At 43.6% G+C, this 12632-nt stretch carries 11 protein-coding genes; 5 read left to right on the top strand and 6 right to left on the bottom strand.

From position 1 onward, the window contains the following. Positions 1 to 190 precede the first annotated feature (190 nt). Positions 191 to 436 (bottom strand): YneF family protein, encoded by a 246-nt coding sequence (locus ADM50_RS01860; protein ID WP_000364980.1) that lies wholly within the window; start codon positions 434 to 436, stop codon positions 191 to 193. Positions 437 to 767: 331 nt separating this feature from the next. On the opposite strand from ADM50_RS01860, the gene ADM50_RS09305 reads away from it, so the two are divergent. Further along, positions 768 to 5891, top strand: a complete 5124-nt coding sequence (locus ADM50_RS09305; RefSeq protein ID WP_080983051.1) for an SIALI-17 repeat-containing surface protein — start codon at positions 768 to 770, stop codon at positions 5889 to 5891. Positions 5892 to 5960: 69 nt separating this feature from the next. On the opposite strand, the gene mraY is transcribed toward ADM50_RS09305, so the two are convergent. From mraY to rsmH, 4 genes are read right to left on the bottom strand one after another with little or no spacing between them, the layout of a single operon-like run. Beyond that, positions 5961 to 6941, bottom strand: coding sequence for a phospho-N-acetylmuramoyl-pentapeptide-transferase (gene mraY, locus ADM50_RS01850; protein WP_044020241.1), 981 nt, complete (start codon positions 6939 to 6941; stop codon positions 5961 to 5963). Position 6942: 1 nt separating this feature from the next. Next, entirely contained in the window at positions 6943 to 9198 is a 2256-nt protein-coding gene (pbp2x, locus tag ADM50_RS01845; protein WP_049484336.1) for a penicillin-binding protein PBP2X, read from the bottom strand. Positions 9199 to 9201: 3 nt separating this feature from the next. Beyond that, positions 9202 to 9519 carry a cell division protein FtsL gene (gene ftsL / locus ADM50_RS01840; protein WP_000840795.1) on the bottom strand — a complete coding sequence of 106 codons (318 nt, stop codon included), beginning with the start codon at positions 9517 to 9519 and terminating at the stop codon, positions 9202 to 9204. A gap of 10 nt (positions 9520 to 9529) precedes the next feature. Beyond that, positions 9530 to 10480: a 16S rRNA (cytosine(1402)-N(4))-methyltransferase RsmH gene (gene rsmH, locus ADM50_RS01835; RefSeq protein WP_049484335.1), complete on the bottom strand. Its 951-nt coding sequence runs from the start codon at positions 10478 to 10480 to the stop codon at positions 9530 to 9532. Between the two features lie 162 nt (positions 10481 to 10642). Here rsmH and ADM50_RS01830 point away from each other — a divergent pair, with 162 nt between their 5' ends. From ADM50_RS01830 to ADM50_RS01815, 4 genes are read left to right on the top strand one after another with little or no spacing between them, the layout of a single operon-like run. Then, a complete protein-coding gene (locus tag ADM50_RS01830; protein ID WP_001082470.1) occupies positions 10643 to 10837 on the top strand; it encodes a helix-turn-helix transcriptional regulator in 195 nt (64 codons plus the stop codon). A gap of 15 nt (positions 10838 to 10852) precedes the next feature. Further along, positions 10853 to 11395, top strand: a complete 543-nt coding sequence (locus ADM50_RS01825; RefSeq protein WP_049484334.1) for a DUF3278 domain-containing protein — start codon at positions 10853 to 10855, stop codon at positions 11393 to 11395. A 10-nt stretch (positions 11396 to 11405) separates the two neighbouring features. Further along, a complete protein-coding gene (locus tag ADM50_RS09620) occupies positions 11406 to 11747 on the top strand; it encodes a hypothetical protein (protein ID WP_049484333.1) in 342 nt (113 codons plus the stop codon). A gap of 12 nt (positions 11748 to 11759) precedes the next feature. Further along, a complete protein-coding gene (locus ADM50_RS01815) occupies positions 11760 to 12299 on the top strand; it encodes a DUF3278 domain-containing protein (protein ID WP_049484332.1) in 540 nt (179 codons plus the stop codon). Between the two features lie 113 nt (positions 12300 to 12412). On the opposite strand, the gene ADM50_RS01810 is transcribed toward ADM50_RS01815, so the two are convergent. After that, on the bottom strand, positions 12413 to 12632 hold a 220-nt coding region (locus tag ADM50_RS01810; RefSeq protein ID WP_049484331.1), incomplete at its 5' end, for a TipC family immunity protein.

Here is a 12632-nt window from a genome sequence, read left to right as displayed (position 1 = left end):
GTCTTTTTTCTGATTGATAGTTCATCATAATTACTCGTCCTAAATAAACGGATAGACAGCTTGATAGAATGGCAACTGCCTCTCTTTTAATCATAATCAAATATCAATAGAATGCAAGGAAAAAGTCTTATCCTTGAGAACTATTGAACATAGTGAGAAGTCTGGAACTTTCATCCCAGACTTTTCCTATTTATTTCTTTTTATTGTTAGCAAGGGCTGCTTTTTGTTGGCGGATGATTTGGTGGTAAACTTGTTGTACCTTTGCTTCGCTTGGCTTTTGACCATTTGCGCTCAAGAGAGCACGAACTGCCTCAGCGTTCAAACGTGGGTTGTCCGCAAATTCTTTTTCGATTTGCTTACGAACCAAGTACATCCCTCCAAGAGCTCCTCCTAGAAAAGCTAGCACAATCAAGATAATTGCTAAAAGTAAATCCATTCTTTTTCTCCTGTTTCTTTTTGAGTCTTCTATATTATACCACAAAGTGACTTTCCTGACTAGTTTGTTTTACGCTTTCAAAAGGGGGTTAAGCCAATTCTAAGCTAGTCTAACAATCAGATTGAACTATGAAATTACGAATAATTCCACCCTTTCCTCTCTTTCTTCTACTTTTTTAAGAAAAAACAACAGCAAATATGTATCTTGCTAAAAAGCTCTTGACAAATGCTAAACGACCATTAGAATGGGAGGTGAGGAGATAAATAGAAACAATTTAAACGAAACTGCTTTATAAAATGTAAGCGGTTTCGAATAAACAAAGGAGGGTTTTATGAAAAAACACTTTTGGGAGAAATCCTGTCGCTATAGCATCCGCAAGCTGACGGTTGGGACTGCTTCTGTTTTGCTGGGAGCTGTTTTTCTAGTCAACCACACTGTAGCTGCAGACAGTGTTGAGGTCAAGCAAACTGAACCAACCTCTGTCGAAGCTATCACTAAGCCTGATAGTGAACCCAAAGCAGCTGAAGCGACTGAAACTACAAATCCGTCTCTAGCCGAAAGTCCAGTAGTTTCCGAAAGCAAGCCAGCTAACGAGACTCAAAAGACAAATAGTCAAGCTAGTGAAGAAGCCATTGTAGAAGCTAAAGAAAATAAGGAACCTGAAAAAGCAGATCAGCCTGTGACAAAGCAAGAAAACTATCAACTCAACTACGATCAGCCAACAGCTCCCTCCTATGACGGATGGGAAAAGCAAGCCCTTCCTGTCGGAAACGGAGAGATGGGAGCCAAGGTATTTGGCCTAATTGGCGAAGAGAGAATCCAGTACAACGAAAAGACCCTCTGGTCAGGAGGACCACAACCTGATAGCACCGACTATAACGGAGGAAACTACAAGGATCGCTACAAGGTCTTAGCAGAGATACGTAAAGCCCTTGAAGCTGGAGACCGCCAAAAAGCAAAACAGCTGGCTGAACAAAATCTAGTTGGACCAAACAACGCCCAGTATGGACGTTACCTAGCCTTTGGAGATATCTTTATGGTCTTTAATAACCAGAAGAAAGGACTAGATACTGTAACTGATTATCACCGTAATCTGGATATCACAGAAGCCACTACGACAACTTCTTACACTCAAGATGGGACAACCTTCAAACGCGAAACCTTCTCCAGCTATCCTGATGATGTCACTGTGACCCACTTGACCAAAAAAGGAAACAAGACACTTGACTTTACCCTTTGGAACAGCTTGACGGAAGACTTGCTTGCTAATGGCAACTACTCTTGGGAATATTCCAACTATAAGAATGGTCATGTCACTACAGATGCAAACGGAATCCTTCTAAAGGGAACTGTCAAAGATAACGGCCTCAAATTTGCATCCTATCTAGGAATTAAAACGGACGGAAAGGTGACTGTTCAGGACGAAACTCTGACCGTTACAGGCGCAAGTTATGCAACCCTCTATCTCAGTGCCAAGACTAACTTTGCTCAGAATCCAAAAACCAACTATCGAAAAGACATTGACCTCGAAAAAACAGTTAAAGGGATTGTCGAAGCAGCTAAGGCCAAAGACTACGAGACACTTAAAAAGGCCCATATCAAGGACTATCAAAGTCTCTTTAACCGCGTTAAACTAAACCTAGGCGGAAACAAGACTGCTCAAACGACTAAAGAGGCCCTTCAAGGCTATAACCCAGAAAAAGGGCAAAAATTGGAAGAACTCTTCTTCCAATACGGACGTTATTTACTCATCAGTTCTTCTCGTAATCGAACAGATGCCCTTCCTGCCAACCTACAAGGAGTCTGGAATGCTGTAGACAATCCACCTTGGAATGCTGACTACCACCTAAATGTCAATTTGCAAATGAACTATTGGCCAGCTTACATGAGCAACCTTGCTGAAACAGCCAAGCCAATGATCAATTACATTGACGACATGCGCTACTATGGTCGTATCGCCGCCAAGGAATACGCTGGTATCGAATCCAAAGACGGACAAGAAAATGGTTGGCTGGTCCACACTCAGGCGACACCATTTGGCTGGACTACTCCAGGCTGGAATTACTACTGGGGTTGGTCTCCAGCTGCTAACGCTTGGATGATGCAAAACGTCTATGATTACTACAAGTTCACCAAGGACGAGACTTATCTCAAAGAAAAGATTTATCCTATGCTCAAGGAAACAGCTAAGTTCTGGAATTCCTTCTTGCACTATGACAAGGCCAGCGACCGTTGGGTGTCTTCTCCATCCTACTCACCAGAACACGGGACCATTACCATCGGAAATACCTTTGACCAATCGCTAATCTGGCAGCTATTCCACGACTACATGGAAGTCGCCAACCATCTGAATGTCGACCAAGACTTAGTCACAGAGGTCAAGGCTAAATTTGACAAACTAAAACCCCTTCACATCAACAATGAAGGACGCATCAAGGAATGGTACGAAGAGGACAGTCCCCAATTCACCAATGAAGGGATTGAAAATCACCACCGCCACGTTTCCCATCTAGTTGGTCTTTTCCCAGGTACGCTCTTTAGCAAGGACCAGGCTGAATACTTAGAGGCTGCGCGTGCTACCCTCAACCACCGTGGAGATGGTGGTACAGGTTGGTCTAAGGCCAATAAAATCAATCTCTGGGCTCGTCTGCTGGACGGTAACCGTGCCCATCGCTTGCTCGCTGAACAACTCAAGTATTCAACCCTAGAAAATCTTTGGGATACCCACGCGCCTTTCCAAATCGACGGAAACTTTGGGGCAACCAGTGGGATGGCAGAAATGCTCCTCCAATCTCATACAGGCTATATTGCACCATTGCCAGCCCTTCCAGATGCCTGGAAGGACGGTCAGGTTTCTGGCTTGGTTGCCCGTGGAAACTTTGAAGTCAGCATGAAGTGGAAAGATAAAAACCTGCAAAGCTTGTCCTTCCTTTCAAATGTCGGTGGAGACCTGGTTGTAGATTATCCAAATATCGAAGCTAGCCAAATCAAGGTAAATGGCAAACCAGTCAAGGCAACGATTCTCAAAAACAATCGCATCCAACTAGCAACACAAAAAGGTGACGTCATTACCTTTGAACACTTCCCTGGTCGTGTAACCAGTCTGACAGCCGTTCGACAAAATGGAGTCACTGCCGAACTCACCTTTAACCAAGTAGAAGGCGCTACCCACTATGTCATCCAAAGACAAGTGAAAGACGCGTCTGGTCAAACCTCTGCAAGCAGAGAATTTGTAACCAATCAAACCCACTTTATTGACCGATCACTAAATCCTCAACTCGCCTATACTTATACTGTCAAGGCTATGCTGGGCGAAGTTTCCACACAAGTTTCTGAACAGGCCACTGTCGAAACCTATAGCGAGTTGATGGACGACCGAGATAGCCGCATCCAGTACGGAGCTGCCTTTGGAAACTGGGCAGACTCAGAATTATTTGGAGGAACAGAGAAATTTGCTGACCTTTCAAAAGGAGACTACACAGACGAAGATCTCACTGCTACCATTCCTTTCACTGGCGTTGGTATCGAAATCTATGGACTGAAATCGTCTGAACTAGGTCTTGCCACTGCTAAAATTGATGGCAAAGAAGTCGGGGAGCTTGACTTCCATACTGCTGGAGCAACTGAAAAAGGTAGTCTCATTGGTCGCTTCGCAGGACTATCTGACGGACCTCACACATTGACTCTTAGTGTTAAACGTGAGCACAAAGGACGTGGTAGTGAGCGCTCGAAAATTTCATTAGACTACTTCAAGATCCTAGCAGGAACAGGCAATACGATTGAAAAAATAGATGATCGCGATTCGCGCATCCAGTATGGTGCCCAGTTTAAGGACTGGTCTGACCCTGAACTCTACGGAGGTACGGAAAAATACGCTGATATTAACAACAGCGACTCTAGTGCAGCTTCAGAAGCTCAGGCAACTATTTCCTTTACAGGGACGGGTATTCGTATCTTTGGCTTAAAGAGCCTCGCTCTTGGACGAGCACGTGTTACACTAGATGGCAAAGAAATGCCAAGTCTAGACTTCTACACTTCAGGTGCAACTGAAAAGAGAGCTTTTATTGGTGAATTTACAAACCTTACTGACGGTCCGCACACCCTGACACTACAAGTTGACCCAGATTCGCCAGAAGGTCGCAAGAAAATCTCTCTAGACTCCTTTGATATCATCAAAGCCCCTGCTGTTGGTATAGATAGCCCGAGCATTGCGCCTCTTAAGGAAAATGACAAAACCATTTCCTTAAGCCTACCAGCTGGAGATTGGGAAGCCATCGCAGTGACCTTCCCAGGTGTCAAAAATCCTCTAGTTTTGCGTAAGGTGGATGAAACACATCTAGTTACAAGTGGAGATCAGACTATCCTATCAATCCAAGACAATCAAGTTCAAATCCCAATCCCTGAAGAAACCGATCGCAAAGCTGGAAATGCCATTGAAGCTTATACCATTCAAGGAAATACCACAAGCAGCCCTATCGTAGCCGTCTTTACTAAAAAGGATGAGAAAAAGGTTGACGAGAGTCAGCCAACTACAAGAAAGGGGGACGAACCAGCTCCTACTGTTGAAATTCCGGAATACACCGATCCTATCGGAACGGCAGGGCAAGAGGAACCACCTACAGTGACAATTCCTGAATACACTAAACCTATCGGGACTGCAGGGCAAGAAGTGCCACCCACTGTAGAAATGCCTGAATACACCGAACCTATCGGAACGGCGGGGCAAGAAGAGTCTCCTACTGTAGAAAAGCCTGAATACACCGAACCGATCGGAACAGCAGGTCAAGAGGAAGCACCTACTGTTGAAAAACCTGAATACACCAAACCTATCGGAACTAGTGGGGATCAGGCTGCTCCAAGCCTTAGCCTTCCTGATTATCCAGTTCGAGTCTTAAAAGATAAGGAAACTGGAATAGAAATCATCGGTGGAGCCAGCGACTTAGAAGGAATTTCTCACGTTTCTAGCCGACGTGTCCTAGCTCAAGAACTCTTTGGCAAGACCTATGATGCTTACGACCTACAGCTTAAAAATCCAACCGATCATAGCTTGCAGCCAAAAGGCTCTGTCTTGGTTCGCTTGCCTATTTCAGCTAGCGTAGAAAACATCTACTACATCACTCCGACCAAGGAGTTGCAAGCCCTTGATTTCACCGTTCAAGACGGAAAGGTAGAATTCATCACTAATCATTTCAGTACCTATGCTGTCGTCTATCAAGCTACTGGAACAAGCTCTAACACTGAGGAAAAGCCAAGTGCTTCAGATGCAGAAACCTTGGCACACGAGACTGAACAACTTTCAGCTAGTCCGAGTCTTGCTAAAGCTGGAAATCATTCTCCTAAAGAACAACTTCCAGCAACAGGAGAAGCATCTAACCCACTCCTCTTCTTAGCAGGCCTTAGCCTAGCCCTAACAGCCACTTTTATGTTAAAAGGAAGAAAGGATGACTCCAACTAACCTTTAAACACACAAAAACAGGATGAAGATCACCTTCATCCTGTTTTATTTTGTCATCAAAACTTAGTTTTACAGTAGGTATAAAAAGACTAAGGTCAAGAGACTTGCTAGAAGCCCAACTCCCCAAAAGAAGAAGTCAACCTTCCACTCACTCCAAGGATTGCCCTTGCCTGAGAATCCTCCAAGCTCAAAATGGTGATGCACAGGTGTCATACGGAAAATACGCTTTCCACCACTAAGTTTGAAGTAGGTAACCTGCATCATAACAGAGCTTGTCTCAAAGACATATATAATCCCAATCAGTAAAAGGGTCCATTCTTGGTGGAGGGCCATAGAGATTGCTGCCAACATCCCCCCTAAAGCCAAACTCCCAACGTCCCCCATGAAGACCTTGGCAGGCTTGTGGTTAAAGACGAAGAAACCTAGCAAACCACCAATCATGGCAAGAATCACAAGAAGGATATCCAGTTGATTTTGCATATAAGCAATCACACCGTAGGCCGATAAGCTAATCACCACTGAAATACTTGCTAAGCCGTCAATCCCGTCCGTCAGATTCACCGCATTTGAAAAGCCAACTAGCCAGAAAAGGGCAAAGAAAATATAGAAAATTCCCAGATGAACTTGGTAGCCAAAAACTGAAAGCATGTCGCCACCACGCTCATAAAAGAGGTAGAAAATCACTCCTCCAAGGAGCTGGAGAGCAAGTTTTTGCTTGGGATTTAAGCCTTCGTTAATCTTACGAAAGACCTTGAGGAAATCATCCAAAAAACCTACCAATCCATACAAAACCAATATAAACAAAATCATGCCTACATTGTTGGTCAATTGTTGAGTAAAGAGAGCAACCAGAAAGCTCACAACTACTGCAACGATAAGGAAGACAAGACCTCCCATGGTTGGAGTCCCAGCTTTAGCTTGGTGTTGCTTGACATCCTCGTGCATCTGCTGACCTGTAATCTGCGCTTTTCGATAAAATCGGATAAAGGCTGGAATACCAATCAAGGTCAATAGAAAGGCTAGAACTCCAGCACTAATGGAACTAATCATCTTAATCTCCTAAAGTTATTTTCATTTTTTTAATGTCTTTGAGGGCTGTATTGGCACGGACACTTTGTTTCTTGACCGTTTTGCCACTACCTTCCCACTCGACTTCTATATTCAGCCATTTGGCAAATGTTTGCACATTTTCATCTGTCCAGCCGTATATATCAGGCATTTCTTCGACCTTATCTGACAGGATCAAGATCTGCTGATTGGCTTCCAAATTATCTCCTTCAGAAACCGAGAGTTCCTTGATCTTGGTTCCTGTTCCGATAACGATTGGTTGGACAAGGTTACGACGCAATTCCTCTGCTAGGTCACCCGGAGTAAAGTCCTTGGTAGCTGGCATGGTATAGCTTGTCGTCTTGCTGACCTGATCCAAGTTCTTGGCAGTTGACTGAAGATTGAGGGATTCTTTCATGGCAGAAGCTCGCTCAAGGATTGGGTTGGCAAACTCTCCCAGCTGAACACCAGAATAATGCTCTGGCTGTTGAACCGTTACATAGAGGATAAAGTCAGGATTTTCTGCAGGATGCATCGACACAACAGAGAAGATATAGTTGGTTTCACCTGTCAGGTAACCCCCATTCTTCTCATCAGCAATCTGAGCAGTCCCGGATTTCAGGGCAACATTTTGCCCCGGAACATTGACATTTGGTTTTCCTGTACTGTGGTTGTACATGGTACCGTAGACAGGATCTGTTCCGACCATGACCATGTGCTCCCGAGTAGAGGACGCTGCTGCTTTTGACACAGGATTTCCGACAATCTCCTTTTGAGACTTACGAACAGACTGGTCATTTGGATCATAGAGGGCACTGATAAATTTCGGTTCCAACATAACCCCATCGTTAGCAATAGCTGTAAAGGCACGAAGCATCTGGGTCTGGGTAACAGAAATCCCTTGTCCAAATGAACTCATGGCGATATTGACAATGTTATCAGCAGGCAATTGACCTGTGTACTCATCCGCCAGACCAAAACGGGTCGGCACCCCAAACTTAAAGCGGTTAAGGTAGTCCAGCCAGGTTGCATCCCCCATCTTTTGCTCAAGCAAGGTCATCCCGATGTTACTTGAGTGGGCAAATCCTTGAGAGAAGGTCATGGTGCCACCACTAGTCAATCCTTCATTGACGTCCCAGTCTCGAATGGTCGCATCTGCTATTTTCAATTCACTGCTGTTAAAGTATTCGCCACCAGGGAAGGTATTGTTATCAATAGCTGAGGCCAACATCATTACCTTCATGGTCGATCCTGGCTCATAGTTACTTTGATAGAGGATATCACGCCAGACAAAGTCTTTTGTGATGCCATCCTTGGTATCTGCATTAAAGGTAGGCCGTTGGGTCGTAGCCAGGATTTCCCCTGTTTTAGCGCTGACCAAGGTAGCCGTCATATACTTGCCTTTTACCTTTTCCTGAAAGGCATCCATCTGGGTTTCCATAAAGGATTGCAAGGGACTAGAAAGGGTTGTGTACACATCCTTTCCATCTACCGTTTGTTGAGAAGCTTGATCTGTACCCGGAACAATATTTCCCAGACGATCTTTCTCATAGGTGATAATCCCATCTGTACCCGCCAGAATGCTATTTAAGGAACTCTCCAACCCAGATGTCCCAATCAAACGTTTGGTGCCATCCTCATTTTCATGGAGTTGCGCTAAACCGATAAAGGAAGAAGCAAACTGTCCATTGGGATAACTACGGTTAGGGCTAGTTGTAAAGTCCACTCCCTCAACGCCAGCAGTTTTGAGGTCATTTTTAATAGCCATCATATTGGCATAGGTGATCCCATTTCCCTTGGTACCAAAGGATACCTGTTTTAGATCTGGTTGAGAAAGCTGTTCTTTGACATAAGAATCTTCCATATCTAGGTATTTATGGAAAATCTCAGCTACCTTATTAAATTGAGAATCCTCTACATAGAGAATTTTGCCTGTTGCTGACTTGTAGGTCTTGTCAATAACGGCATAGATATTATACGAAGTCGCATCCTCAGCAATAGGCGTTCCATTACGATCGTAAATGGTTCCCCGTTTTGCAGGAATCGTCTTGGTTGTTTGATGGACCTTGTTTGCTTCTTGAACCAAGTCCTTACCAAATTTTTTACCCGTTCCGATAATGACCGCAAAGTTGACCAAAAAGACAGCGAAGAGTATGACAGCCAATAAACTCAGGCTTTTCCCTACTCTTCGACGATTTTCTTCTGGAGATTTACGGTTACGAACGGCATAACGGATGATTTTTTCTTTCCACTGTTTCATTTCTTACTCCGCTGCTCGGATATTTTCGTTATTCAGCTGCAAATCCTTGGAGTTTGCAATCTCTTTCAAACGTTCTGAACGAATCAATTCATTGACCTCTTGCTTGGCATCGTCTAGCTCGGTTTTCTTTTCTTCGATTTGAGCATTGACCTTGGTCAATTCATTCTGAACTTGTAATAGCTTGGTCTGCATAAACACAACGCTAATTGCTAGGATAATCATTGTTGCAGCAATCGAAACATAGAAGGCCTTTTCCACACGTGAAAAACCTTTAAACTTCGTTTGCAATAACTGGCTTGTTTTTTCGATTCTTTCTGCCATGTTTTTCCTCTTACTTGTGAATTTTTCTAGCCACGCGCAACTTGGCTGAATGCGAACGATTGTTGGCTTCTAGCTCTTCAGCACTTGGCAAGATTGGCTTGCGGGATACCAATTCCATCTTGGGCTTAAGGTCATCTGGAATGAAGGGCAAGCCTTTGGGAACTTCCACTGCTGAAGCTTCTTTAAATAGTTGCTTGGTCAAGCGATCTTCCAGCGAATGGAAGGTAATGACCGAGATTCTACCATCCAAAGCCAGCATGTCCATGGCCTGCTGGATAGATTCATCTGCAGCGCCCAGCTCATCATTGACTTCGATTCGGATAGCCTGGAAAATCTGCTTGGCAGGGTGCCCCTTTTTCTTGAGTTCCTTAGCAGGCTTGGCCGACTTGATAATCTCTGCCAACTCCGTCGTCGTCTCAATTGGTTTCACCTCACGCGCTTGCTCAATCTTACGAGCTATCTGTTTAGAGAATTTATCCTCACCATACTTGAAAAAGATCCGAACCAAGTCATGATAGTCATAATGATTGACCACCTCATAGGCCGTCAGACTAGCTTCCTGATTCATGCGCATATCCAGTGGGGCATCCTTTTTATAAGAAAAGCCACGCTCACGTTGATCTAGCTGAGGACTGGACACTCCTAAGTCATAACAAATTCCATCAATTTCCTGGACACCAGCCTCTTGTAAACGTGCCTGCAAATGACGGAAGTTATCCTTGATAAAGGTTACCATCCCCTTTTCGATATAGGGTGCCAACCGTTTTTGCGCATTGTCAATGGCATTTTGGTCCTGGTCAAAGGCATAGAGATGCCCTTTTTTGCTCAATTTACTTAATAAATATTCGCTATGGCCTGCTCCGCCCAAAGTCGCATCAACGTAGATACCGTCAGGTTTTACGTCAAGCATATCAATCGTTTCATGAAGCAAGACCGTTACATGATGAAATTCTTTTGTCATATCTTATCTATTTTACCACAAATCTGACCAGCTTGCACTTGTCAGACAAGGCTAAGTTTCTTCGAAAAAAATTCTCAAAAATATGTCGTATATACTTGACATCTCATCCCCAAAAGAATATAATATAGTCAAATATATGCGACATATTAGAAAGGAGACCCTATGAATCGTGTCAAAGAATTCCGTAAGGAACTGGGCATTTCCCAGCTCGAGCTCGCCAAAGATATCGGTGTCTCGAGACAGACCATCAACATGATTGAAAACGACAAGTACAATCCAACCCTGGAACTCTGTCTCAATCTTGCCCGCAGCCTCCAAACCGATCTTAACAGTCTCTTTTGGGAAGACGATTTTTAAAAAAGGAGCAAACAAATGAAAAAAGAAACTCTTACTGACAAACTCATCAAACGCACATACGGCATTTCTGGCCCCCTTGACGAACACAAACGGCGCGAGGCCGATCGTATCGGGAATCAGGTCTTTATCGTTCTCTTTTATCTCATGATATTTGGCAACCTCATCCCCTTTATCCTTGCTTATAAATACCCACAAATTGTCGCTATCGGCTATCCTCTCGTGGTGTTTGGCATTTCGATGATGGCTGCCCTCTATGTGGTCTCTCAAACCAAGAAAACGGGCATCACAGCTATTGACCCCGAAATGCTGAGTCAAAAAGAAAGTAAACAACTACATTTTCCGGGTCTAAAAGCGGGTCTGATCTATGGCATGGGCATGTTCTTTGGAATACCGCTTCTGAATGTCCTAACCGATGATAGCAAGGGTTATCTTGGTTCTCTTTTAAATGCAGGGCATTTTGTATCAACTATCCTAGCTACCCTCTTCTTCGGAGTGACCATACAAATTATCGTCTCTCTTCGCATTCGAAAAGCCAAGAAAGATCGAGAAGACGACTAGGAGGTTCCTTATGAAATCACTAGCTAGACTACTGATCAGTCATGTTTTTATCAGTATCTTTGTTACCTTTTTCCTACTTTCTGGACATATTGAGCATCCTTTCTTGATTATCTTTCTTTTATTCCTTCCTGTATTGAACAAGGGACAGAGATTCCAGAAAATCCAATCAAAAAAAATACGTCTTCTAAACGCATCTCTCTGTTTTATCCTCGTATCCTTTCCACAACTTTTAACAAATCCTATGGATTGGAGATACCTGGTATTTCTAATAATCTGTATCATTTCGAGTTTGGTCTACTTCTATACTCTCTATCAACTCTTTAAAGAAATCAATCAAAAATCGCTCATTTAGGAGATTACTCCCATGAAAAAAGAAGATCTCACCACTCGCTTACTCAAACTATTCTTTCACATACAAGGCCCCTTTGATGAATGCCGCCAAGAGATAATCTACAGGGCTTGTGCCCGTGCCTTGATCCAAATCGTTTACTCCTCTCTCCTACTCTTCTTGTTCTATCTCCTATTTGGACGCTTCATAGAGTTGGTTCGAGATGCCATGCCCTACCTCTATTTTGGACTTATCTTCGTCCTCTCATCTAGGGCGAGACTAGCAGTTCGCAATTTACATTTGGACAAGGATGACCAGTCCGAAATCCATCACAAAAGCTACAGCAAAAGTCAAATCAACCTTCGTAGTTGGGGTGTATTCATCAGTATTCCAATTGGCTTGTTTGTCTTATCAGCCTTTCACAAACTCTTTGTTCAGCATCTTCCCCTCGATACCTTTTGGGACAATCTCTCCCAGTTCGATAAAACGCTCCCTTTACTAGTCTTGGGATTGGGAATTGGTGCCATCTTTGGAACCATGACCTATGCCTTTTTATCGGAACACGTTAAAAAATAGACCAAGATTCACTAATTTCTCATTTCATAGGCAAAGAATCCCACCTAGCTCGTTCTAGGTGGGATTTCCACTTCAATTCATAGAATAATTTCCAAAATATCTACTGACCCTCGTCACCAATTCTCCCACTGGGTTTCAACCTTGACATCACCATAGTTGCTTGGCGAGTACTTGCTGTCATAAATCGAACACCAGTCTTTTAAGACTTTTTGATTGACGATTTCGTCGTAATAAGAATCCAAGTCCTTGGCAGTGATACCATACTGCTCTAGGTAGGATTTCACCTGAGCTTCGTCTTCGATATAAGTTTCCGTATCTGCTTTCTTTAAACCT

Source organism: Streptococcus oralis (genome assembly GCF_001075675.1).
Lineage (GTDB): Bacteria > Bacillota > Bacilli > Lactobacillales > Streptococcaceae > Streptococcus > Streptococcus oralis_V.
This window is presented reverse-complemented; position numbering and strand designations above follow the sequence as displayed.

Bases quoted from the DNA above. Each gene is read 5' to 3' on its own strand.
- ADM50_RS01860 (WP_000364980.1), bottom strand. From the start codon at position 436: ATGGATTTACTTTTAGCAATTATCTTGATTGTGCTAGCTTTTCTAGGA.
- ADM50_RS09305 (WP_080983051.1), top strand. From the start codon at position 768: ATGAAAAAACACTTTTGGGAGAAATCCTGTCGCTATAGCATCCGCAAG.
- mraY (WP_044020241.1), bottom strand. From the start codon at position 6,941: ATGATTAGTTCCATTAGTGCTGGAGTTCTAGCCTTTCTATTGACCTTG.
- pbp2x (WP_049484336.1), bottom strand. From the start codon at position 9,198: ATGAAACAGTGGAAAGAAAAAATCATCCGTTATGCCGTTCGTAACCGT.
- ftsL (WP_000840795.1), bottom strand. From the start codon at position 9,519: ATGGCAGAAAGAATCGAAAAAACAAGCCAGTTATTGCAAACGAAGTTT.
- rsmH (WP_049484335.1), bottom strand. From the start codon at position 10,480: ATGACAAAAGAATTTCATCATGTAACGGTCTTGCTTCATGAAACGATT.
- ADM50_RS01830 (WP_001082470.1), top strand. From the start codon at position 10,643: ATGAATCGTGTCAAAGAATTCCGTAAGGAACTGGGCATTTCCCAGCTC.
- ADM50_RS01825 (WP_049484334.1), top strand. From the start codon at position 10,853: ATGAAAAAAGAAACTCTTACTGACAAACTCATCAAACGCACATACGGC.
- ADM50_RS09620 (WP_049484333.1), top strand. From the start codon at position 11,406: ATGAAATCACTAGCTAGACTACTGATCAGTCATGTTTTTATCAGTATC.
- ADM50_RS01815 (WP_049484332.1), top strand. From the start codon at position 11,760: ATGAAAAAAGAAGATCTCACCACTCGCTTACTCAAACTATTCTTTCAC.